This is a genomic window from Phaeobacter sp. QD34_24 (genome assembly GCF_028890115.1).
GTDB lineage: Bacteria > Pseudomonadota > Alphaproteobacteria > Rhodobacterales > Rhodobacteraceae > Phycobacter.
Genome location: NZ_JARCJD010000020.1, coordinates 19,581 through 43,258, shown reverse-complemented (window position 1 = coordinate 43,258; position 23,678 = coordinate 19,581). Strand labels below are relative to the sequence as shown.

At 62.0% G+C, this 23,678-nt stretch carries 18 protein-coding genes and 4 tRNA genes; 6 read left to right on the top strand and 16 right to left on the bottom strand.

The features are described from left to right. Positions 1–5: 5 nt before the first annotated feature. The 6 genes from PXK07_RS15420 to PXK07_RS15395 form a co-directional block, all read right to left on the bottom strand. Positions 6–773: a DUF2189 domain-containing protein gene (locus tag PXK07_RS15420; RefSeq protein WP_274849234.1), complete on the bottom strand. Its 768-nt coding sequence runs from the start codon at positions 771–773 to the stop codon at positions 6–8. 47 nt (positions 774–820) lie between these two features. After that, on the bottom strand, positions 821–2,236 hold the full coding sequence (locus PXK07_RS15415) for an amidase (protein WP_274849233.1): 1,416 nt from the start codon (positions 2,234–2,236) through the stop codon (positions 821–823). A 105-nt stretch (positions 2,237–2,341) separates the two neighbouring features. Continuing rightward, a complete protein-coding gene (prfB, locus tag PXK07_RS15410; protein WP_274849232.1) occupies positions 2,342–3,466 on the bottom strand; it encodes a peptide chain release factor 2 in 1,125 nt (374 codons plus the stop codon). A gap of 121 nt (positions 3,467–3,587) precedes the next feature. Further along, positions 3,588–6,089, bottom strand: coding sequence for a penicillin-binding protein 1A (locus tag PXK07_RS15405; protein WP_274849231.1), 2,502 nt, complete (start codon positions 6,087–6,089; stop codon positions 3,588–3,590). 218 nt (positions 6,090–6,307) lie between these two features. Further along, positions 6,308–7,540, bottom strand: coding sequence for an N-acetylmuramoyl-L-alanine amidase (locus PXK07_RS15400; RefSeq protein ID WP_274849230.1), 1,233 nt, complete (start codon positions 7,538–7,540; stop codon positions 6,308–6,310). A 27-nt stretch (positions 7,541–7,567) separates the two neighbouring features. Beyond that, entirely contained in the window at positions 7,568–8,710 is a 1,143-nt protein-coding gene (locus PXK07_RS15395) for a pyridoxal phosphate-dependent aminotransferase (protein ID WP_274849229.1), read from the bottom strand. Between PXK07_RS15395 and PXK07_RS15390 the strand changes: the two genes are divergently transcribed. Continuing rightward, positions 8,709–10,085, top strand: coding sequence for a M48 family metalloprotease (locus PXK07_RS15390; protein ID WP_274849228.1), 1,377 nt, complete (start codon positions 8,709–8,711; stop codon positions 10,083–10,085). The genes PXK07_RS15395 and PXK07_RS15390 overlap by 2 nt on opposite strands. Next, complete coding sequence (locus PXK07_RS15385; protein ID WP_274849227.1) at positions 10,085–10,849, top strand: DsbA family protein; 765 nt, start codon at positions 10,085–10,087, stop codon at positions 10,847–10,849. The genes PXK07_RS15390 and PXK07_RS15385 overlap by 1 nt, the downstream gene beginning before the upstream one ends. A gap of 121 nt (positions 10,850–10,970) precedes the next feature. Here PXK07_RS15385 and ispG read toward each other — a convergent pair whose 3' ends face one another. The 3 genes from ispG to hemA form a co-directional block, all read right to left on the bottom strand. Continuing rightward, complete coding sequence (gene ispG, locus PXK07_RS15380) at positions 10,971–12,107, bottom strand: flavodoxin-dependent (E)-4-hydroxy-3-methylbut-2-enyl-diphosphate synthase (RefSeq protein ID WP_274849226.1); 1,137 nt, start codon at positions 12,105–12,107, stop codon at positions 10,971–10,973. A gap of 130 nt (positions 12,108–12,237) precedes the next feature. Further along, complete coding sequence (locus PXK07_RS15375) at positions 12,238–13,464, bottom strand: helix-turn-helix domain-containing protein (protein WP_274849225.1); 1,227 nt, start codon at positions 13,462–13,464, stop codon at positions 12,238–12,240. 129 nt (positions 13,465–13,593) lie between these two features. Further along, the gene (gene hemA, locus PXK07_RS15370; protein ID WP_274849224.1) at positions 13,594–14,817 is read right to left on the bottom strand and encodes a 5-aminolevulinate synthase; all 1,224 of its coding nucleotides are present in this window, start codon (positions 14,815–14,817) and stop codon (positions 13,594–13,596) included. Positions 14,818–15,153: 336 nt separating this feature from the next. Between hemA and PXK07_RS15365 the strand changes: the two genes are divergently transcribed. Both PXK07_RS15365 and PXK07_RS15360 read left to right on the top strand, forming a co-directional pair. Further along, positions 15,154–16,545 (top strand): M20/M25/M40 family metallo-hydrolase, encoded by a 1,392-nt coding sequence (locus tag PXK07_RS15365; protein ID WP_274849223.1) that lies wholly within the window; start codon positions 15,154–15,156, stop codon positions 16,543–16,545. Positions 16,546–16,686: 141 nt separating this feature from the next. Beyond that, positions 16,687–17,565 (top strand): alpha/beta fold hydrolase, encoded by an 879-nt coding sequence (locus PXK07_RS15360; RefSeq protein WP_274849222.1) that lies wholly within the window; start codon positions 16,687–16,689, stop codon positions 17,563–17,565. A 75-nt stretch (positions 17,566–17,640) separates the two neighbouring features. On the opposite strand, the gene PXK07_RS15355 is transcribed toward PXK07_RS15360, so the two are convergent. From PXK07_RS15355 to PXK07_RS15325, 7 genes are all read right to left on the bottom strand, one after another. Then, the gene (locus PXK07_RS15355) at positions 17,641–17,865 is read right to left on the bottom strand and encodes an RND transporter (protein ID WP_274849221.1); all 225 of its coding nucleotides are present in this window, start codon (positions 17,863–17,865) and stop codon (positions 17,641–17,643) included. A gap of 33 nt (positions 17,866–17,898) precedes the next feature. After that, a tRNA-Asp gene (locus PXK07_RS15350) sits at positions 17,899–17,975 on the bottom strand. A 76-nt stretch (positions 17,976–18,051) separates the two neighbouring features. Beyond that, a tRNA-Asp gene (locus PXK07_RS15345) sits at positions 18,052–18,128 on the bottom strand. Positions 18,129–18,207: 79 nt separating this feature from the next. Next, a tRNA-Asp gene (locus PXK07_RS15340) sits at positions 18,208–18,284 on the bottom strand. Between the two features lie 256 nt (positions 18,285–18,540). Then, positions 18,541–18,617 (bottom strand) — tRNA-Arg (locus tag PXK07_RS15335). 34 nt (positions 18,618–18,651) lie between these two features. Beyond that, positions 18,652–19,128, bottom strand: coding sequence for a GNAT family N-acetyltransferase (locus tag PXK07_RS15330; protein ID WP_274849220.1), 477 nt, complete (start codon positions 19,126–19,128; stop codon positions 18,652–18,654). Positions 19,129–19,150: 22 nt separating this feature from the next. Beyond that, positions 19,151–19,462 (bottom strand): ETC complex I subunit, encoded by a 312-nt coding sequence (locus PXK07_RS15325; protein ID WP_274849219.1) that lies wholly within the window; start codon positions 19,460–19,462, stop codon positions 19,151–19,153. Positions 19,463–19,659: 197 nt separating this feature from the next. Between PXK07_RS15325 and uvrB the strand changes: the two genes are divergently transcribed. Then, positions 19,660–21,855 (top strand): excinuclease ABC subunit UvrB, encoded by a 2,196-nt coding sequence (gene uvrB, locus PXK07_RS15320; protein WP_274849218.1) that lies wholly within the window; start codon positions 19,660–19,662, stop codon positions 21,853–21,855. A gap of 189 nt (positions 21,856–22,044) precedes the next feature. Then, positions 22,045–23,625: a calcium-binding protein gene (locus PXK07_RS15315; protein ID WP_274849217.1), complete on the top strand. Its 1,581-nt coding sequence runs from the start codon at positions 22,045–22,047 to the stop codon at positions 23,623–23,625. The last annotated feature ends 53 nt before the right edge of the window (positions 23,626–23,678 follow it).

Sequence of the window (23,678 nt, the reverse complement as noted above, 5' to 3'; positions counted from 1 at the left end):
CCCCGTTAATGATGGGCGATCAAGCGGTAGATATGCCAGGTCGCATGTCCCAATAGCGGCAGCACCAGCAGCAGCCCGAGGAAACCGGGCAGCATCGCCGCAAAGGTGAGAATGGCGATCACCGCCGCCCAGATCATCATCGCAACGAAGTTCTGCTGCACATAGGTGAAGCTGGTGATCATCGCGGTGACAAAATCCACCTCGCGATCCAGCAGCAGGGGCAGCGCAATCACGGTGATCATGTAAAGAAGCAGCGCAAACAGCGCCCCCACCACGGTGCCGACACCCAGCATGCTGAGCCCTTGAACCGTCAGGAAGACATCCAGCGAGCTGGAGATATTGGTCATGGTGGAAAGCCCCAGGAACAGGGCAAAGATCATGTGCCCCAGAAAGAACCAGAACAGGAAGACCACGATAATGATGGCGCAGATCGAGGGCAGCTGACGGCGGCTTTGCTGCAGGACCACGCCCAGAATGGCGCGCGCGTCCATCTCCTCGCCCTGCTCGAGCCGATGCGACACCTCGTAAAGACCCACGGCGGCAAAGGGACCGATCAGCGGGAACCCAATGGCGGCCAGAACCATCCAGAAGGTGGTGCCGGTCGCAAGCGTGATCCAGGTCATCGCCCAGCCCGCCACAACGTAAAAGCCGGCAAAGAACAGCCCGTAGCCGGGACGCGCCAGGAAATCCTTCCAGCCGCATTTCAGCGCATCGCGCAGGATCTCTGCGCGCATGGGTTGCAGCTCCGGTACGCCAAAGGCCTTTTCTGTCATGGATCCGTTCCCTCCCCGAAACGTCTCTCCTCCTCCCGGGTCTCTCCTCACCCCGGCGGAGGCGCTTTCTGAGGCCAATGCGTGGCCCCGTGATACTGTTGCCCCAGGGCCAGAAGGGTCTGGTCCTGTCCCTGGGCGCCAAAGATCTGCAGGCCCATGGGCAGGCCCGCCTCCCCGAACCCTGCCGGTACGGCCAGGCAGGGCAGCCCCAACAGGCTGACCGGCAGCACGACCTGCATCCAGCGATGATAGGTATCCATCTGCACCCCTGCGATCTCGCGCGGGTAATCGATCTCGACGGGGAAGGGCCAGCACTGTGCCGTGGGCAGGATCAGCGCGTCATAGTCCGAAAACAGCCGTATCGCCGCGCGCTGCCAGTCCGAGCGCAGATCCGACGCCTCCTGCACCTGCTGCGCGGTCATGGCAAACCCGCGCTCCAGCTCCCAGATGGCGGTGTCCTTCAGATGCTCCTTGCGGCCTTCAAACACGCGCAGGCCCGCAGCCACCGCAAAGGACCGCAGGGTGATCCAGGACTCCCAGATCTTTTCGGCCGGAAACGGCGGCGCCACGGCTTCGACGCTATGGCCGAGATCCGCGAAGGTCTTCAGCGCAGCTTCGCAGGTGTCCAGAATGCCGTCCTCCATCGGGAAAGCGCCGCCCCAATCGCCAAGCCAACCGATCCGCATTGGGTCCGGTTCCGGCAGCGGCATAACCGGCGCCCCGCCCGAGGCCAATGGCTGGCGCGGATCCGGCCCGGCCATCACGTCAAGGAGCAGCCCGATATCCTCGGGGCTGCGCGCCATGGGGCCAAGGGTCGATAGCGGATGCATAAACAGATCGCCCTTGGGGTCAGAGGGCACCCAGCCCCAGGTGGGGCGAAAACCGTAGACATTGTTCCAGCCCGCCGGGTTGCGCAGCGATCCCATCATGTCGGAGCCATCGGCCAGCGCCACCATATCGGCAGCCAGGGCAACGGCCGCCCCGCCAGAAGAGCCGCCACAGGTGCGCCCCCCGTCAAAGGGATTGCGCGTCGCGCCATAGACCGGGTTGAAGGTGTGCGAGCCCAGCCCGAATTCCGGCGTATTGGTCTTGCCGATCAGGATCGCCCCCGCCGCCCGCAGGCGGGAGACGAACAGCTCATCCTCTGTCGGGACAAAATCCTTCATGAGCGGCGAGCCCTGGGTCGAGGCGATGCCTTTCACGTTGGCCAGATCCTTCACCGCCATCGGCAGACCATGCAGCGGGCCCAGCGGCACATGGGCCGCGCGCATGGCATCGGCCTTGCGGGCCTCCTCCATCAGCTCTTCAGCGGGCCTGAGCGCCACGATGGCATTGAGATCCGGGTTCACCGCCGCGATACGCGCCAGGGTGCGCTCCATCAGCGCCTCAGCCGTCAGGCTGCCCTCGCGCAATTGCGCCAGAAGATCACTGGCCGAACAGTATTGAAGGCTGTCTTGGGGCATGGCGGCAAGGCTCCGTTCCTGGTTAGAACAGAGCCTAGCGGCAGAGTTTTGCAAAAGAAAGCCGAGACTTGCCCCGGCCTCATGTCGCCCGCAAGCGCGGCCGCATTACTCGGCTTGCGCGTCCGCGCGGCTCTTGCCGGAGACATCCATGGCCAGGGTCGCCGCCATGAAGCCATCGAGATCCCCGTCCAACACGCCCTTGGTGTCAGAGGTCTCATGGCCGGTGCGCAGATCCTTCACCATCTGATAGGGCTGCAGGACGTAGGAGCGGATCTGGTTGCCCCAGCCCGCGTCGCCCTTGTTCTCATGCGCCTCGTTGATGGCCGCGTTGCGGCGGTCCAGCTCCAGCTGGTAGAGGCGCGATTTCAGCGCTTTCATGGCAATGTCGCGGTTCTGGTGCTGGGACTTCTCCGAGCTGGTCACCACGATACCGGTGGGATGGTGGGTGATTCGCACCGCCGAGTCGGTGGTGTTGACGTGCTGACCGCCCGCGCCCGAGGAGCGATAGGTATCGATACGGATATCCGCCGGGTTCACCTCGATATAGATATTGTCGTCCACCACCGGGTAGACCCAGACCGAACTGAACGAGGTGTGGCGTTTCGCTGCCGAGTCATAGGGCGAGATCCGCACCAGCCGGTGCACGCCGCTTTCGGATTTCAGCCAGCCATAGGCATTGGGACCGGAGATCTTGTAGGAGGCGGATTTGATGCCTGCCTCTTCGCCCGCGCTTTCAGACTGCAGTTCGACCTTGTAGCCCTTCTTTTCCGCCCAGCGCACATACATGCGCGCCAGCATCGACGCCCAGTCGCAGCTTTCGGTGCCGCCCGCACCTGCGTTGATCTCAAGGAAGGTATCGTTGCCGTCCGCCTCGCCATCCAGAAGCGCTTCCAGCTCCTTCTCGGCGGCGGTGACCTTCAGCGCCTTCAGCGCCTCTTCGGCGTCGGCGACGACCTCGGCATCCTCTTCCATCTCGCCAAGTTCGATCAGCTCGATATTGTCGGCCAGATCCTGCTTGATACCCTTGTAGGTATTGATCGCATCAACCAGCATCTGCCGTTCGCGCATCAGCTTCTGCGCCGCTTCGGGATCATCCCAGAGGGTCGGATCCTCCACGCGGGCATTGAATTCCTCCAGGCGGAACTCGGCGGTTTCCCAATTCAGCCGCTGCGCGAGAAGCTCCAGGGACTTCTCGATCTCAGTCACGATATTCTGGGTTTCAGCGCGCATCTTGGGATCATCCTGTCATCACGTTCAGAGCTGGGTGATAGCTCACTGCCAAAGGCAGAACAAGGGCTTGCAGGGCCGCCCCTGCTGGCTGAGGCTGCCCTCTCTGGTCTTGGTCCTGTTGTCAGTAAAGACCACCGGAACTGATGGTGCCGAAACTGGCCTTGGGCCCAAGAACCGCAGTCCCACCGCTGGAGGTGGTCACCTGCCGCCCGGATTGCTGCACCTCTTCCAGCAAAGGCAGGTTCGATCCCATGGCAAAGCCGCCGTCGAAGGTCATGCCGAAGATCGGCTCGGCGCCATCGCGGAAATACTCGGCCACCACATGCGCACCCGAGGCATCATTGGGCAGCGGCGCGCCGGTGTAGCGGTCGATCTTGATGAAATGACCGCCCTCGGGCACGGTGAAGGGCCCGCCGCCGAATTTCTCGACCGCCTTCGTCATGAACTGCTGAAACACAGGCCCGCACATGGTGCCGCCATAGGCACCGCGCCCCATCGGGCGGGGCTGGTCAAAGCCCATGTAACAGCCAGCGACTATATTGGAGGTGAAGCCCACGAACCAGACATCGCGGGAATCATTGGTGGTGCCTGTCTTGCCCGCCGCGGGGACCGGCAGCTTGATCACGCTGGAGGCGGTGCCGCGATCCACCACACCCTTCATCATCGAGGTCAGCTGATAGGCAGTGATCGGATCCATCACCTGATCGCGATCGGCCACGATGCGGGGGCTGCGCCCTTCGGGCAGGTTGGCCACGGAACAATCCACGCAATCGCGGTCATCGTGGCGGTAGATCGTCTTGCCAAAGCGGTCTTGAACCCGGTCCACCAGGGTCGGCTGAACCCGCTGGCCGCCATTGGCGAACATCGCATAGGCCGCGACCATCTTGTAAAGCGTGGTCTCCTCGGCACCCAGGGAGTTTGCCAGGAAGGTGCCCATATTGTCATAGACGCCGAACCGTTCCGCATAGCCCGCCACCACCGGCATCCCCACTTCCTGTGCCAGGCGGATGGTCATCAGGTTCCGGCTCATCTCGATGCCGGTGCGCAGCGGGGTGGGCCCGTAGAACTTATTGGTGGAGTTCTTGGGCCGCCACAGCCCCTGCGGCGTGTCGATCTCGATCGGGGCGTCCACGACGATGGTTGCCGGACTATAGCCGCTGTCCAGCGCCGCGGCATAGACGAAGGGCTTGAAACTAGACCCCGGCTGACGTTGTGCCTGGGTGGCGCGGTTGAACACAGAATGCTGGTAGGAGAAGCCCCCCTGCATGGCCAGAACCCGGCCGGTGTTCACATCCATGGCGACAAACCCGCCCTGTACCTCGGGCACCTGGCGCAAAGACCAGTGGCTGAAGGCGTCATCCTTCATCTCGGCGCGCACCAGAACCACATCGCCGCGGGTCAGGTTGTCCTTGAAGCTGCCCTTCATCCATTTGATGTCGGCGCGCGGCACGCGGCCCAGATCGGCACCCCCCTCGACCCCGACGGTCAGCGACTGATCGGCGATCTCCAACACCACGGCAGGCAGCCATTTGCCGCCAAGGTCGATATCGCGGGGCACCTCGGCATTCTCGAGGGCCGCACGCCAGGCCGCCTCCGAGGCCAGATCCTCTTCGGACAGGGTCACCCCTGTGCCCTGCCAGATCCCGCGCGAACGGTCGTATTTCTCCAGCCCCAGCCGCATGGCGAGGGCCGCTTCGGTCTGCATCTCTTCGTCGATGGTGGCGCGCACGGTGAAACCGCCGGTAAAGAACTCGCCCTCGCCAAAGTCCTGGCTCAGCTGACGGCGGATTTCATCGGTGAAGTAATCGCGCGGCGGCAGAGCGGTGCGGAAACTCTCGAAATCACCGTTCTGCACCGAGCGCAGCGGCTGCGCCTCTTCCAGCTTGTAGACATCCTCCGAGATATAGCCGTTCTCGAACATCTCCCGCAGCACATAGTTACGCCGTGCCAGCAGGCGGTCCTTGCGCCGCACCGGGTGATAATCCGACGGTGCCTTGGGCATGGAGGCCAATGTGGCCGCCTCATGCGGGGCCAATTCACCCAGGGTCTTGTTGAAATAGGTCTGCGCCGCCGCCGTCACCCCATAGGAGTTCTGGCCCAGGAAGATCTCGTTCAGGTACAGCTCCAGGATCTTGTCCTTGGAGAGCGTCTCCTCCAGGCGGGTGGCAAGGATGATCTCCTTGATCTTGCGCGCGGCCTTGCGGTCGCCGGACAGCAGGAAGTTCTTCATCACCTGCTGGGTGATGGTGGAGGCGCCGCGCACGTTGGAGCCGCGCGAGCGCACCGCCTCATAGGCGGCGGCGGCGATACCACGGGCATCATATCCCTTGTGGGAATAGAAATTCTTGTCCTCGGCGGAGATAAACGCCTGTTTCACCAGCACCGGGATTTCATCCGATGGCGTGAACAGGCGGCGCTCCTGGGCGAATTCGTCGATCAGCTGCCCCTCGCCCGAATAGATCCGGCTGATGGTCGGCGGCTGGTACTGCGCCAGCGATTCATGGCTTGGCAGGTCCTGGCCGTAGATCCAGAACACTCCGCCAATCGTCAGCGCCACCATGGCAATACCCAGGGTGATGGTGCTGAAGATGGAGCCAAAGAAGGATAGAATGAACCTGAGCACGGATAGGGCCTCTTTCGCGGGGTTCCGCCTATATAGGCAGCCTTGGCTTCGGGGTCAAAACGGGAAGCGGAAAACCACCACTGCCCCCTTGGCGCAATGATAGCGGATTCGCGATCCGGGAAACAGGCGAACCGAGAGCAGGAGCGCCGATCAGCCCAATCTGGCCGATCCCTTGCTTCCCGGGGTCGCCGTCTCCCTGTTTTTGGCGCCTGTGCAGGCTACTGACGGACCAGCGGCCTTTGTGCCTCATCCCGGATCCGCCATTCGATCAGCCCGGCCAGAATGCCTCGCGCGGCCTTGGTTCGCCAGGCCGGATCCAGCAGGTTCTTCAGATCCCGCTGACTGGACAGAAAGCCGATTTCGACCAGCACGGAGGGGGTATCCGCCGATTTCAGCACCGAAAACCCGGCCGCGCGCAAGGGCCTGCGATTGAGCGGCCCGCCCTGTGCGCGAAGCCCATCGACGATCGAACGGGCCAGCGCCTCGCTGCGCGGCTGGGTTTCCTGGCGCGCCAGGTCCAGCAAGACATCCGTGACCAGATCATCCGCCGCAGTCAGATCGGTGCCCGCCAGCAGATCCGAGCGATCATGACGTTCTGCCAGCTTGGCCGAGGCCGCATCTGAGGCGTCCTTGGAGAGGGTATAGACGGTCGATCCATGGGCGCCGCCTTCCGACAGGGAATCAGCGTGCAACGAGATGAACAGATCCGCCCCCGCCTGATGCGCCAGGGCAATGCGGCGCTCTAGCGAAACAAAATAATCGCCATCCCGAGTAAGCTGCACCGAGAACTGTCCGGATCGGACCAGCATTTCGCCCAACTCAAAAGCGAATTCCAGCATCAGGCTCTTTTCATCGACCCCGCCTTCGACCTGGGCTCCGGGGTCAATGCCGCCATGGCCCGGATCCAGCACCACCACCAGCGGTGCATTGGCATCGCGCGGGGCTGCCGGGTTCAGCGCCTCCGGCGCCGGAAGATCCCAGCGCCGATCCTTCGGCGCTCCGGCCGAGGCGGCAAAGGCCGCGGCATCGCTGCGCTGCAAGTCCAGAGACAGAACCGCAGCGGCGGTCACCGGGTCCACGGCCATCTCGGCCGCTTCCACCTGCATCGGGCGCCCAAGATCCAGAACCATCCGCGACCAGCCGGGCACATAGGCGCCAAAATGCACAGCGCGCAGGTTCTCGCCCTGCAAAAGCCTCTCTTGGTCCAGGCCAGCCCAGTCAACCTCCTGGAAATCCAGCACAAGCCGGGGCGGCCCATCCAGCGTGAAGATCCGGTAGGGCACGCCTTGGCTGAGATGCAACTCGATCCTTGCCCCCTGCCCCGCATCACGGATCAGGCTGCGCTCGGCATCCACCCGCGCCAGCGCCGAAAAGCCTTGTGCAGTGGCGGTGACGGCCAGCAGACTGCCCCAGATCAATGCCACACACAGCGCCAGAATCCTGCCTGTCATTCTACCCCTGCCCCTTTGCCGACCATATCAGCGATCCTCCATGAAACGGCGCAGGCGCAAAAGCCCTTCTTCGATATCGGCGGTCGAGCGCGCATAGGAGAACCGCAAGGTGGTCGCTCCCCGCACCGGATCAAAATCCAGCCCCGGGGTAACCGCGACGCCTGCCTGCTCCAGGATCTCTGCGGCAAAGGCGCGGCTGTCCTGGGTCAGGTCCGACACATCCGCATAGACATAAAAGGCGCCATCCGGCGGTGCGATCTTGGTAAAACCGGCCTTTGGAAGCCCCTCCAGCATCAACTGGCGGTTCTTGGCATAGACCGCGAGGTTGGCCTGAAGTTCGTCTTCGCAATCCATCGCGGCCAATGCGGCGACCTGGCTGGCATGCGGCGCGCAGATGAACATGTTCTGGGCCAGGCGCTCGACCACGCGCACGTGATCCTCGGGCACCACCATCCAGCCCACGCGCCATCCCGTCATCGAGAAATACTTGGAGAAGGAGTTGATTACATAGGCCTGATCGGTCAGCTCCAGCGCGGTGACGGCTTTCGCTTCATATTCGATGCCGTGATAGATCTCATCAGAGATAAAGGCCGCACCGATGTCGTTCGTTGCATCGATCAAGGCGCCCATGGCGGCGCGGTCCAGCATGGTGCCGGTTGGGTTGGCGGGCGAAGCCACCATCAGCCCGGCCAGATCCAGCCCCGCCAGATCGCCGGGCACCGGTTGCAGACGATGTTCGGGCGCGGTCTCGATGTCCACCGGGGTCAGCCCCAGCGCATGCAGGATCTGCCGGTAGGAAGGATAGCCGGGCGCGCCGATGCCGACCCGGTCACCACTGTCAAATAGCGCGGTAAAGGCCAGCAGGAACGCCCCCGAGGACCCAGAGGTCACCACGACGCGCTCGGGGTTCAGATCCACATCGTACCATTCGCCATACATCCGCGCGATACGTTGCCGCAGCGCCGGAATGCCCAGGGCCACGGTATAGCCCAGCGCATCCTGCTCCAATGCGCGCACCAAAGCGGCCTGCGCGGCCTTAGGCGCACCGGTCGAGGGCTGGCCCACCTCCATGTGGATGATGTGGCGTCCGGCCTCTTCAGCCTTGCGGGCTGCCTCCATCACATCCATCACAATGAAGGGATCCACAGCCGAGCGGGTTGAGTTTCGCATGATGTTCTCCCATGGTGCGCGCATGACTTTTGACCGCTTCTCTCGGCTGGCGTCAATCCCGGCTCTGGTGTTTTGCCTGCTGGCCTATGCGGCAACGGCAGTGCAGGCGGCGTCGATCACCCTGTTGCGCGATGCCGATGTGGAACAGGCGCTGAGCCGCCTGTCGGCACCGGTGCTGCAGGCGGCCGGTCTCAACTCGAAACGGGTGAAGGTGCTGGTCGTCAACGATTCCCGATACAACGCCTTCGTCCTGGATAGCCGCACGATCTTCATCCATTACGGGCTGATCCTGAAGGCCGACAGCCCCGAGATGTTGCAGGCGGTGATCGCCCATGAGGCCGCCCATATCGCCAACGGTCACCTGGCGCGCCGGATGCAGAACATGCGTTCGGCCGGAAGTGCCGCCGGCCTTGGCATGGCGCTTGCGGCTTTGGCCGCCGCCGCCGGGGCGGGCAGCGAAGCCGCGACCGGCATTGCCATTGGCACCCAAAGTTCCGCCCTGCGCGGATTTCTCTCCCATACCCGCGCCGAAGAGGCCTCGGCTGATCGCTCGGCGGCGGGCTACCTCAGCCGCGCCGGGGTCGATCCAAAGGGGCTGCTGGACCTGCACCGGATCTTTGCCGGGCAGGAACTTCTGAGCCTGCGTCACCAGGACCCCTACATGCGCTCGCACCCGCTGACCCGCGACCGAATTCGCGCCGCCGAGGCCTATGTGGCCAGCCATGGCGGCAAGGTGAGCCCCGACCCGGAGGCGGAGTATTGGTACGCCCGTCTGCGCGGCAAGCTCTCGGCCTTTATCCGGGCTCCGAAATGGACGCTGCGGCGCGCCGGTGAGGAGAGCCACAAGGACATCCGCCTGATGCGCCAAGCCATCGCCTATCATCGACGCAATGACCAGGCCAAGGCCCTGGCGGCGATCAACGGTGCCATCGCCCTGCGCCCCAAGGATGCCTTCTATGTGGAACTCAAAGGGCAGATCCTGATGGAGAACCGACGCTGGGGAGAGGCGCTGAGCAGTTATCAGCAAGCGGTCTCTCTGGCGCCTCGCGATCCGCTGATCCTGGCAAGCCATGGCCGCGCGCAACTGGCGGCGGGCCAGCCCAAGGCCGCGATCAAGACGCTGGAAGCCTCCCGCGCCATCGATTTTCGAAATGCGCTGCTGTTGCGGGACATGGCCCAGGCCTATGCGCAGACCAAACAGACCGGCATGGCAGCCCTTGTCACGGCCGAACGCTATGCCCTACAGGGTCGTCTGGATGATGCCGGCCTGCACGCAAAACGTGCCACAGCCCTTCTGCCCACCGGATCGCCTGCCTGGCGTCGGGCGCAGGACGTGCTGCTGGCCTATGAGAAAAGAGAGAAGAGGAAGAGATAATGATCCGTCTTACCCGTGCGGCAGCCGCTGCTGCCACCGCGCTGGCACTGCTGGGCGCTCCGGCGCAGGCGCTGGACCTGTCGGCCATGACCCCGGCCGAGCGTGACGCCTTTGGAGAGCAGGTGCGCGCCTACCTTCTGGCCAATCCCGAAGTGATCCTGGAGGCGGTGAACCTTCTGGAGCAGCAACAGGCTGCGGATGAGGCGGCGCGGGATCAGGCGCTGGTCGCCGCGAACCTCGCCGAATTGGAAAACGACGGCTACTCCTTCGTCGGTGGCAACCCCGAGGGCGACATCACCCTGGTGGAATTCATGGACTATCGCTGCGGCTACTGCCGCAAGGCCGCTCCCGAAGTGGCCGAACTCCTGGCCGAGGACGGCAATATCCGCTGGGTGATCAAGGAGTTCCCGATCCTGGGCGATGCCTCGGTGCTGTCGTCCCGTTTCGCGGTGGCCACCAAGCAGATCGCGGGCGGCGACGCCTATGAGGATGTGCACAAGGCGCTGATGGGGCTGAAGGGTGAACCCAATGAAGTGGCCCTGCGCCGACTGGCCGACGGGCTGGGCCTGGACGCGGAGGCGATCCTGGCACGGATGGACAGTGACGAGGTCACCGCCGAGCTGCGCCGCACGCGGGACCTGGCCCAGCAACTGTCGATCTCGGGCACGCCCACCTTCGTGCTGGGGGGCGAATTGCTGCGCGGCTACCTGCCCAAGGATCAGATGGAGATCATCGCCGCCGAGGTGCGCAAGAACCGCAGCTAGGTACAGGCGGCGAACTCTATGCCGATACAAAACGGGGTGCCGATCGGCACCCCGTTTCATTTGTAGCCACTTGTATATGCTGGCCCGTTTGATTTGCGGACCCGCCCGAAAGGGACACGCACTAGGACGCTTGTGCCTCCTCAGCCTCGGAGGCTGCGCGTTCGATCTCGGCGGCCTTGCGTTCGACCTGTTCGACGATGTGTTCGACCATCGCCTCGTTGCTCATCTTGTGGCTGGCCTTGCCCGCCAGATAGACCATTCCAGAGCCTGCCCCGCCGCCGGTGAACCCCACATCGGTCATCAAGGCTTCTCCCGGACCATTCACCACGCAGCCGATGATCGACAGGCTCATGGGCGTATGGATATGGGCCAGGCGCTCTTCCAGTTTTTCCACCGTCTTGATCACGTCGAACCCCTGCCGCGCGCAGGAGGGGCAGGAGATGATATTGACGCCCCGGTGGCGCAGGCCGAGCGATTTCAGGATCTCGAAACCGACCTTCACCTCTTCGACCGGATCGGCCGACAGGCTGACGCGCAGGGTATCGCCAATGCCCATCCACAACAGCTGCCCAAGGCCGATGGCGGACTTGATGGTGCCGGAGACAAATCCGCCCGCCTCGGTGATGCCAAGGTGGATCGGTGCATCGGTGGCCTCGGCCAACTGCTGATAGGCGGCTGCCGACATGAAGACATCCGAGGCCTTCACCGAGATCTTGAACTCGTGGAAATCATGGTCCTGCAGGATACGGATATGATCCAATCCGCTTTCCACCATCGCCTCGGGACAGGGTTCACCGTATTTGTCCAAGAGGTGCTTTTCCAGCGAACCGGCATTGACGCCGATGCGGATCGAACAGTTGTGATCGCGCGCGGCGCGGATCACCTCGGCGACGCGTTTCTCGTCCCCGATATTGCCGGGGTTGATCCGCAGGCAGGCCGCCCCGGCCTCGGCGGCCTCGATCCCGCGTTTGTAGTGGAAATGGATATCGGCCACGATGGGAACCGGGCTTTCGCGCACGATCTCCTTCAGCGCCTTTGACGAAGCCTCATCCGGCACCGAGACCCGCACCAGATCGGCCCCGGCCTCGGCGGCGGCCTGGACCTGTGCCACGGTCGCTGCCACATCGGTGGTCAGCGTATTGGTCATGGTCTGAACCGCGATCGGCGCATCGCCCCCGATCGGTACATTGCCCACATGGATCTGGCGGCTCTTGCGGCGCTCGATATGGCGCCAGGGTCGGATGTGGTTCATAGACATGGGGTCCGTCCGGTCTGCTCCTGCTTAGCCGCTAGATACGGCCTGTGGCGGGCAGCTTCAATGGCGGCCCGTGCAGAGATAACCCGAAATGACCGGCATTCCAGGCGGGATGGGGCTCAATCGACGAAAGTCAGTCCTGAGGTGCGCCTTCCAGACGCAGCTGCGCCACCACCGAGGCCAGGGCCCGGTTGCGGTCATCTTCCAGATCGGCAACCTCAAAGCGCGTGGAAATCGCATCCGGGGAAAGATCGATATTCTTGGTCACCCGGCCCCGCTGGCCCACCGGACCGAAATGCGCACCGTTGACCGCAAAATAGATGCCGCTGCTCTCACCGGTCTTCAGCTGCGGCGGCACCTCGGTCAGAGGAATCTTGAAGCTGTCGCCCGGTTCCATGATGCCTTCGAAGATCACGCTGCCGTCTGCCGATGTGACTTCAACCCAAGCGGGGCGGACCGCCAGGATCTCGGCGCCTTGCGCGACCTGCTCCACCACCTGCGGGACCTCAAGCTGCTGCCCCTTGCTATCGGCAGGCTGGCGCGCCTCGGCCAGTTGCACGCTGGGCAGTTCGGGTTCTGCAAAATTGCCATAGGTGCGCGGATCCAGCGTCGCGATCGGCGCATCGCGGGCTTCGAGGATCGGCACATCCAGCGCCTGCGGACGATATAGCCGGTCCAGGGCCGCCGCCGCCGGATCGCTGGCCGCATCGGCCAGGTTCAGGCGCGCACCGTCCAGCGGATCAACATCGGCCAGCACCAGCGGCGTCTGATCGACCGGCGCGAATTGCACCTGCTGCACCTCCTTGAGGATGCTCCAGCCGCCATAGCCAATGCCGCCGATCAGCGCGCCCAGCACCATCAGGGAGCCGACGGCACGCAGTTCGATATGGCTGAAGATACTGCCCGCGGAGGGCGCAAAAGGCGTGTTCGGAGAGGTGAAGGGATCGCCGCCAAGGCTTGTGCCCATTGACCGCTGCGCCGCTGCGGTCGGCTTGCCGCCAGCCTGCGCCTTGCGCACCGAGGCCTCGGCGGACATGCCATGGGCCACCGTAAAGCCGCTTTCCTTGCAGAAGGTCACAAAGGCCTGTTCGGGGTCCATGTTCAGGTAGCGCGCATAGGAGCGCACATAGCCTGCGATAAAGCCCGGGGTGTCAAAGACGGAGGGATCGGAATTCTCGATGGCGGCAATGTAGGAGGCCTTGATGCGCAGCTCGCGCTGGACGTCGAGAAGCGATTTCCCCATCGTCGCCCGTTCACCGCGCATCATGTCGCCAAGCCGAAGCTCGAAATCATCAAACCCCTTGGGAGCAGAGGGTTCAACCTGCTCTTTGGGTTTGCGCTGAGTGAGGCGCCCAATCATTACTGCCGTCCCATCTGTCCCTGCCGAAACCGAATTTTCGCGTCTGGCGAATCACCCGAACGACTCAACCAGACCAATCCGTTGATGAAACGATAACACACTCAACAGTTTTGAACACAGATCTGTGCGTTAGCCCGCCAATTCGGCACGATTCAGCGCACAATGCGACCACAAACCGTCCATTGCCTGCACCAAACCGTCAATTTCCAGCGGTCCATGCACCGGAGAGGGCGTAAACCGCAGTCTTTCGGTGCCGCGCGGAACGGTGGGGAAGTTGATCGGCTGGACGTAAATTCCGTATTCCGACAGCAGCATGTCGCTCAACTTCTTGGTGTGGACCGGATCGCCCACGATCACGGGCACGATGTGACTGCCGTGATCGATGATCGGCAGACCCAGCCCCTTGAGCCGCAGCTTCAGCACCTTTGCCTGTTCCTGATGCTTTTCGCGCAGCTCGGGCGCGGTTTTCAGATAGGCAACCGAGGCTGCCGCCCCCGCCGCCACCGCAGGTGCCAGGGACGTGGTGAAGATGAAGCCCGGCGCATAAGAGCGGATTGCATCGCACATCTTTTCGGACGCGGCGATATAGCCCCCCATAACGCCATATGCCTTGGCCAGGGTGCCATTGATGATGTCGATCCGATGGGCAAGGTTGTCCCGCTCGGTGACACCACCGCCACGCGCACCATACATGCCGACCGCATGCACCTCGTCGATATAGGTCAGCGCGCCGAATTCATCCGCCAGATCGCAGATCTCCTCGATCGGACCGAAATCGCCATCCATCGAATAGATCGATTCAAAGGCGATCAGCTTGGGCGCCTCGGGATCATCCGCTTGCAGCAGCTCGCGCAGATGCGCCACGTCGTTGTGACGGAAGACGCGCTTGGCACCGCCATTGCGGCGCACGCCTTCGATCATCGAGGCGTGGTTCAGCTCATCCGAATAGATGATCAGACCGGGAAACAGCTTGGGCAGCGTCGAAAGCGTCGCGTCATTGGCGATATAGGCCGAGGTGAACAGCAGTGCCGCCTCCTTGCGGTGCAGATCCGCCAGCTCCGCCTCAAGCCGCTTGTGATAGACCGTGGTCCCCGAGATATTGCGGGTGCCGCCAGAGCCCGCACCCGTAGCATCAATCGCCTCATGCATCGCATTCAGGACAACCGGATGCTGCCCCATGCCAAGGTAGTCGTTGCCACACCAGACGGTGATATCCTGTTGCTCCCCATCGGGACGGGTCCAGACCGCATGGGGAAACTGGCCGTTCTTGCGCTCGATGTCGATGAAGGTGCGGTAGCGTCCCTCTTCGTGGAGGCGTTCAATCGCTGCGTCGAGTTTCGCGGTATAATCCACCGGCATCTCCATAGCTTAGGTCTGGCGCAAAGGCGCTGGCGCGGGAGGCTCCCACATTCACGTTCGTGAATAACTACCTCACACGCCGGTTTCGATCAACTGCTTACGCAACAGGCGACCTGCGCAACATTGATGCAGGTCAAATAAACCTAAGGATCTCTAGGGGCAACCGAGGGAGCCTTGCTTTTTTCCATCCAATTGCCACCACTTGGACATCAAAGGCGCAAGCGGCACATCATCGGAAACCTCTTCAATTCTCGGTGAGCGATGGCCACTGGTGCGCCTTGCTGGGCGCTGCTACGGTCCCAAAAAACGAAGAAACCTCTGGAGTGAAAGATGTCTTTGAACGAAGTGCTTGACCGTATCGATGCGGATGTCTCGGCCGCCACCGACCGGCTGCTGGAGCTGTTGCGCATCCAGTCGATCTCGACCGATCCTGCCTATAAGGCAGAGTGCGAGAAGGCCGCCGATTGGCTGGTGGCGGATCTCAACTCCATCGGTATTGCCGCCGAAAAACGCGCGACTCCGGGTCATCCGATGGTGGTGGGCCATGTGGGTCAGGAAAACCAGGACGCGCCCCATGTTCTGTTCTACGGTCACTACGACGTGCAGCCCGTCGATCCCCTGAACCTGTGGAAGACGCCGCCGTTTGAGCCGCAATTGGAAGACACCGATAACGGCACCGTGATCCGCGGCCGTGGCGCATCGGACGACAAGGGCCAGCTGATGACCTTTGTCGAGGCCTGTCGTGCCTGGAAGGCCATCCACGGCTCCCTGCCCTGCCGCATCACCTTCTTCTTCGAGGGCGAAGAGGAATCAGGCTCACCTTCGCTTGTGCCCTTCATGAAGGCGCACGCCGAGGAGCTGAAAGCGGAGATCGCCCTGATCTGCGACACCTCCATGGTATCGCGCGGCGTGCCGTCTATCGCATCGCAGCTGCGCGGCATGTTGAAGGATGAGTTCACCCTGGTGGGGCCGCGCATCGATCTGCATTCAGGCCACTACGGCGGTCCGGGCCTCAACCCCCTGCGCGAGATCAGCCGGATCGTTGCCTCCTTCTACGACGAGGAGAGCGGCAAGATCGCCGTCGAGGGCTTCTATGAGGGCGTCAACGAGGTGCCCGAAGATCAGCTGCGCCAGTGGGACGGCTGCGGTTTCGACCCGGAAGACTACCTTGGCAATGCAGGCTACACGCAGGCCCATGGCGAAAAGGACCGCAGCATCCTGGAGCAGCAATGGGCACGCCCCACGCTGGAGGTAAACGGCTTGTGGGGCGGCTACAACGGCGCCGGATCGAAAACCGTGATCCCCTCCGAGGCGCATTGCAAGATCACCTGCCGCCTGGTGGGCGACATGGACCCCGATGCGCTGCGGCTCAAGATCCGCAAACACGTGGAAGAGCGCCTGAAGCCCGACTGCAAGGTGATCTGGGACAACGATCTGGAAGGCTCGCGCGCCTCGGTGATGGATATCTCGCGCCCTGAATTCACCGCGGCGCGCGGCGCCCTCAGCGATGAATGGAACCGCGAGGCGGTGTTCTGCGGCATGGGCGGGTCGATCCCGATCGCGGGCTTCTTCAAGTCGATCCTGGGCATGGAATCCATGCTGATCGGCTTTGCCAATGAGGATGACGCAATCCATTCCCCGAACGAGAAATACGACCTCAAGAGCTTCCACAAGGGGATCCGCTCCTGGGCGCGGGTGCTGGACGCCCTGACCAAGGCCTGACGGGAGAGACCTCCCGCCCCGCCCTGGGCCTTCGGCCCGGGCGCGTTGGGCCCGGCAGCGCGCCTGCGGCGCGCTGCCGACGCGTCAAATCGCCACCGCTACGGTGCAAACGGCCAACCGGCCAGCTCGGGAGACACGCCAATGACCGCCAAGATCGAAACCGGCCAGGCACAGGTCAATGGTCAGACCATTGCCTATTCACGCCAGGGAAGCGGACCTGCCGTCCTGCTGTTACACGGTTTCCCGCAAACACAGGCCATGTGGCAGGAGGTGGCGCCGAGGCTGGCCGACCGTTTCACCGTGGTCACCGCCGATCTGCGCGGCTACGGGGCGAGCAGCAAGCCTGACGGAATGGAGGCCATGGGTTTTCGCGAGATGGGCAAGGATCAGGTGGCGCTGATGGCTGCGCTGGGTCATAGCCGGTTTCACCTTGTCGGCCACGATCGCGGCGCCCGTACCGCGCATCGCATGACGCTGGACCACCCGGAGGCCATTGCCAGCCTCACCCTGTTGGACATCATTCCCACGCATCTGCTGCTGAACGACCTGCGCCAGGAGGTCGCCCGCGCCTATTATCACTGGTTTTTCCTTTCTCAGCCCGCGCCATTTCCCGAAGAGATGATCGAGGCGGATCCGGACCGCTACTTTGAAAGCTGCCTTCTGGGCTGGGGCGGTGCCAGCCTTCAGGATTTCCCGCCAGAGGCGCTGGAAGCCTACCGCAGAAGCTGGCGTGACAAGGCCACGATCCACAGCATGTGCAACGACTACCGCGCCGCCATCGATGTGGATTTTGCCCTGGATGCCGCAGATCTGGATCGCAGGGTCAACTGCCCCGCCCTGGTGTTATACGGGGCGACGGGCGCCATGGCGAAACACTATGATGTGGAGGCGACCTGGGCGCCACATCTTTCCGATATGCGCTGCGCCGCAATTCCGGGCGGGCATTTCTTTGTCGACCAATACCCGGCTGAAACGACCGAGGCGCTGCTGACCTTCCTGAAGGAGCAACCGGCGTTCTGAAATCTGAAACAGTATTGATCTGGAACAGTGGTGCTCGGGAACTTTGGCGCAGGATCCATGCGGCCTGCCGACCCCTTATCCTTGGCGAAGGCGTAGCGCGCGCACGGCCTTCAAGACCAGCAGCGCAATTGGCGCGCCGTGCATCAACAGGTCGAACCAGTCCAGGGCGCGGTGCAAGTCACCCGCAAACAGCATCTTCAGCTTTTCCCAAAGATGCGGCTCAGGGAAAAAAGGCGCCAGTCCGAGAAGCAGCGCAACGATGATCGCCGTCGGCCAGTCTATTTTATCCAGCAGTGCCATGACAGGATCCCGTTCATCAATGAATGAGGAAAGTGGCGCGGTTGACGGGGCTCGAACCCGCGACCCCCGGCGTGACAGGCCGGTACTCTAACCAGCTGAGCTACAACCGCGCATGGGCCAATACTTGGCTTTCCGAGAAGGTCCCTGTTCAGAGAAACCCGCAGAGAGCGGGGCCAGACAAATGAGTGGCGCGGTTGACGGGGCTCGAACCCGCGACCCCCGGCGTGACAGGCCGGTACTCTAACCAACTGAGCTACAACCGCGCATGGGTCTCATTGTCTGCCGTTCGGCATCTCCCCTCCGGGGCGGGTTCCGATAATGCCCGGAACAGGCAGGCAGCAATGGCGCGGTTGACGGGGCTCGAACCCGCGACCCCCGGCGTGACAGGCCGGTACTCTAACCAACTGAGCTACAACCGCTCGCTGCCCGTTCAGCATCGCTGCCGAACGTTGGGGTGTAATATTCCTAGGCCTCGGGTATCGTCAAGCGGTGTTTTGCCATTTTAACCGCTTTCCACCAAAAAAATTCCCAAGACCATCTATTCCATTGAAAACAATGAAGAACCCGCAGGCATTCCCGATGCTTGCCAAATCATGAACCCCAGCCCAGTGCTGGCGCTTTGGGCGCTGGTTACCCAGGTCTAACTGACCGGTCTATCTGAAGGGGAAACTCGATTGGCGATCCCTGAAGGACTCGAACCCTCAACCTGCTGATTAGAAGTCAGCTGCTCTATCCAGTTGAGCTAAGGGACCGCTGGGACCAGTTACGACACCGGCATCCAGAGGGTCAAGACGCCGCGCGCAGATCCAGGTGCATAAAGGTCGACCAGGGATCCTCGACATAGTCACCAAAGGGCGCGCATTCGACAAACCCATAGGATTCATACAGGTTTCGCGCCGCCTTGAAATACTCTGTGGATCCGGTTTCAAGATAGATATCGGTCGCCCCATCGTGGCGCGCCAGATCCATCAGATGTTCCAGCATGGCACGGCCCGCACCGCTGCCACGCACCTCCACCAAGGTATGCATGGACTTCAGCTCAAAGGCCGCATCGTCCAGCCGCTTGAGCGCCCCCATGGCCACGGCTGCACAGCCATTGCGCAACAGAAAAAACGCGACGGCAGGGCTGTCCAGCCCATTGCCATCCAGCGCATGACAACTCTCCTTCGGAGATTGTGCCGCCATCTGCTCCACATGACTGCGGATCAGGTGAGCCGCATCGGGATCGCCGGGGTGGGCTGGGGAGATCTGGAAATCCTGCATTCCTGTCGCTCGCCGGGGCCGCTTAATGAGTCCAGGGGCCGCGACGATTGGTTGCGAAATTGTCGCCATAGCCACCGGGGCGGATATTGGCCTTGCGCAGCTTGGGTTCGATCACCTCGGCGGTAATACCGTGGTCCCGGGCATAGTCCAGCGCCTCTTCCTTGGTGTCAAAGCGCAGGCGCACCTGGCTTTGGGTGTCCGCAGAGGAGGTCCACCCCATCAGAGGATCCACTTCACGCGCGCTGGCCGGAGCAAATTCCAGAACCCATTTCCGGGTCTTTGCCATGCCAGAGGTCATGGCATTTCTCGCTGGTCGGTAAATACGCGCTTGCATTGTAGTCCCCTACTCAATCGATGCTGCCTATATGCGATGATCCGGGCGCTGCGGCAAGATCGTTTTCGCTTTGGATTAGAGACAAGACGAAATGCCGGGGCGCTGCAGCGCGCCCCAGGGGGTGGTTTTGTGCCACTTCCCCCTTGAAAAAGAACAAAAAGAGATCAAATGTGAGCGCGCCAGAGACAGGAGCGAAAATGCCCTACGCCCATTCCGACAAATCGCAGCCGAAGATGACCGAACGCGCGGCCGAGCAACGGCCCAAACTGGAAGGCGGCAAGAGCTTCGTGATGCAGACCGAATTCGCTCCGGCCGGCGATCAGCCCACCGCGATTGCGGAACTCAGCCAGGGCGTGCTGGAGGGCGAACGCAACCAGGTGCTCTTGGGCGCGACCGGCACCGGCAAGACCTTCACCATGGCCAAGGTGATCGAGGAAACCCAGCGCCCCGCCATCATCCTGGCCCCGAACAAGACGCTGGCGGCCCAGCTCTATGGCGAGTTCAAGGGCTTCTTTCCGCAAAACTCGGTCGAGTATTTCGTGTCCTTCTACGACTACTACCAGCCCGAAGCCTATGTGCCGCGCTCCGACACCTATATCGAGAAGGAAAGCCAGATCAACGAACAGATCGACCGCATGCGCCACTCGGCCACGCGGGCGCTTCTGGAGCGGGACGATGTGATCATCGTCGCTTCGGTCTCCTGCATCTACGGTATCGGCTCGGTCGAAACCTATTCGGCAATGACCCAGGATCTGAAGGTGGGAGAGATGTACGATCAGCGGCAGGTCATGGCGGATCTGGTCGCCCAGCAGTACAAGCGCAACGATCAGGCGTTTCAGCGCGGCTCCTTCCGGGTGCGCGGCGACACGCTGGAGATCTTTCCCGCCCACCTGGAGGACCGCGCCTGGAAGCTGTCGTTCTTTGGCGAGGAACTGGAGGCGATCACCGAGTTCGATCCCCTGACCGGCGAGCGCACCGGCAGTTTCGAGCAGATCCGCGTCTATGCGAATTCCCACTACGTGACGCCAAAACCGACGCTGAACCAGGCGATTATCGAGATCAAGAAAGAGCTGCGGATGCGGCTGGATCAGCTGGTCGGCGATGGCAAGCTGCTGGAGGCGCAGCGGCTGGAACAGCGCACCAATTTCGATATCGAAATGCTGGAGGCGACCGGCCATTGCAACGGCATCGAGAACTATTCGCGCTACCTGACGGGGCGTGCCCCGGGTGAGCCGCCGCCCACATTGTTCGAATTCATCCCCGACAAAGCCATCGTCTTTGCCGATGAAAGCCATGTCTCGGTGCCGCAGATCGGCGGCATGTACAAGGGCGACCACAGGCGCAAGTTCACCCTGGCCGAACATGGCTTCCGCCTGCCCTCCTGCATGGACAACCGGCCGCTCAAGTTCGAGGAATGGGACGCGATGCGCCCGCAGTCGGTCTTTGTCTCGGCCACGCCTGCGGCCTGGGAAATGGAGCAATCCGGCGGGGTCTTTGCCGAACAGGTGATCCGCCCCACGGGGCTACTTGACCCCAAGGTCGAAATCCGCCCCGTCGACATGCAGGTGGACGATCTTCTGGACGAGATCCGCAAGGTTTCGGCGGATGGCTTTCGCACGCTGTGCACCGTGCTGACCAAACGCATGGCCGAGGATCTGACCGAATACCTGCACGAACAGGGCGTCAAGGTGCGCTACATGCACAGTGACATCGACACGCTGGAGCGGATCGAGATCCTGCGCGATCTGCGCCTTGGCGCCTTTGACGTGCTGATCGGCATCAACCTGCTGCGCGAGGGCCTGGACATTCCCGAATGCGGGCTGGTCGCGATCCTGGATGCCGACAAGGAAGGTTTCCTGCGCTCGGAAACCTCGCTGATCCAGACCATCGGCCGCGCCGCGCGTAACGCTGAAGGTCGGGTAATCATGTATGCCGACCGCATCACCGGCTCGATGGAGCGCGCCATCGACGAGACAGAGCGCCGCCGCGCCAAGCAGATCGCCTATAACGAGGAACACGGGATCACGCCCGAGACGGTGAAAAAGAACGTCGAGGACGTGCTGGCGGGGCTTTATCAGGGCGATGTGGACATGAACCGGGTCACCGCCAATATCGACAAGCCGATGCATGGCGCCAACCTGGAGGCGCATCTGAATGGTCTGCGCGAGGACATGCGCAAGGCGGCCGAAAACCTTGAATTCGAGGAAGCCGCCCGCCTGCGCGACGAGATAAAACGGCTCGAAGCCGTGGATCTGGCTGTGTCGGACGATCCCCTGGCCCGGCAATCCGCTGTGGAGGCCGCCGCAGAACAGGCGACCAAGGCGCGGGGGCGCTCAACCGCCGGCAAGGCAGGCACCCGCACCTATCGCGGCAAGTCGCAGAAGAAGTTTTAACCCGCCTCTCCGCCCCGCCTTTTCAAAGGGCGACTTTGATCATCACCGGTGCCGCCCGCCGCAGTGCGATCACACCGATGGCGCTGCGGCTGCCTGGGCATGGTGACATAATACTGGACAGGAAGGGGGCCCATTTCGCATAGAATAGGCATGTATTGATTGCCCACTTGGTTATTATTGGAGAGACCAATGGAAGTTTTCCAGTATCGAAATTACGACAGAAATCCCATTTTTGACCTGATCTTTGCCATTTCTTCGGATGCGGGCTGGACCGACGCGAGCGATGGAGACGGCAGGATCCTCACCAACGGCGAGTTCACACTGGGCGGCACCGGGCTGGAGGTCACTTCAGGTGGCGCCCTTTCCGGGCAGGTGAGCTGGTTTACTTACCGCGTGAACGGCATCAGCACCGCCGAGAGTCAGGATGCAAATTTCTCGCTCTCGCAAGCCTCGCGCCTGGCACAGCGCTACATTGATTCTATTCAAGGGGGCAACCTGCCGCCTGACAGCTTGCTTGCGGCCTTGGGCGACCCTGTCCTGAGTATTGTCGGCACCGTTTGGAATGATACCTTTTCCGATTTTCACGGATACAGGGCCGATATTCAGGGGGACTCTGGAAATGACACTTTCATCATTTCGAACCCCACCAGCCGAATTGATGGCGGCGCGGATCTCAACCGGTTAAAGCTATCCCAGTACTTTCAGGGGGTAGGCGTCGATCTCGATCAGGGTGAGTTTCTGGATGAGAATGGCAACCTGAGCGGCGGCATCGACAATATCCAGCACGTGCGCGGAAATTCGTCGGGGAACACGCTGATCGGCGATGAGCAAAACAACCGTTTCTCTGGCTACGGCGGCAAGGACAGGCTGATCGGCGGCGCCGGAGAGGACAGCCTTTTTGGTGGAGATAGTAACGACACCCTGGATGGGGGCGTGGACAAAGACACCCTGCGCGGGGGCGAGGGTGACGACGACCTACAAGGCGGCGGCGGGCGTGACCGGCTATATGGGGATGCGGGCAATGATCGTCTGGACGGTGGCGCTGGAAACGACAAGATCTTTGGCGGCAAAGGCAACGACACGATCACCAATAGCCTGGGCAATGACACGATTGTCAGCGGTAGCGGACGCGATGTTTTTGAGTTCACCTTTAGCCGCATCGAACGAACTGGGTTCGATCATATCGATGATTTCAACCTTTTCAGTGACGATTTGAACATTACCGCCTACCAGACGACCCGTTTCAACATCGTCGACAATCCGGACGGCGTCGTGTTCAACTCAAATGGGGGCTCGGTCGCTCTTGATGGAGTGGATCGTGCTGCTTTCCTGGATCGGGCAGACTTTGTCATCCGTCTTGCAGAGAACGCAGATATCCTAGGGGGCGCGCGGGTAAGGGGAAACGCTGGGGATGATGTTCTCTATTCAGGCCGATACATGCACGGCGGCGTCGGCGACGATGAGTTGCATTTTAGGTCAACACCGCAGCGTCGGGATGGTGACATTATTGGCGAAGGCGGCCAGGGTGACGACGATTTTTATGTCCGAAGTTTTGCCTTGATTGTTGACTACCAGGCTGGCGAAGATCTGATCCTCCATGCTGATGGAAACGTCGAAGTCTACTTCTCCCGAGATGAGAGTGGCGACATCGTCGTAACAGCAGATCCATTGGAGCAAGTCGAAGACTATGCATCGGCAACACTGTTTCAAACTGCCGACATGGAGTTTGAGGACGTGAATTACCGCTTTGTCGATTTCGACACGCTTTGATCCCAGCGACAGGGCAGCCATCAGCCCCCGCAGACAATCCGGCTTCGCTTTGA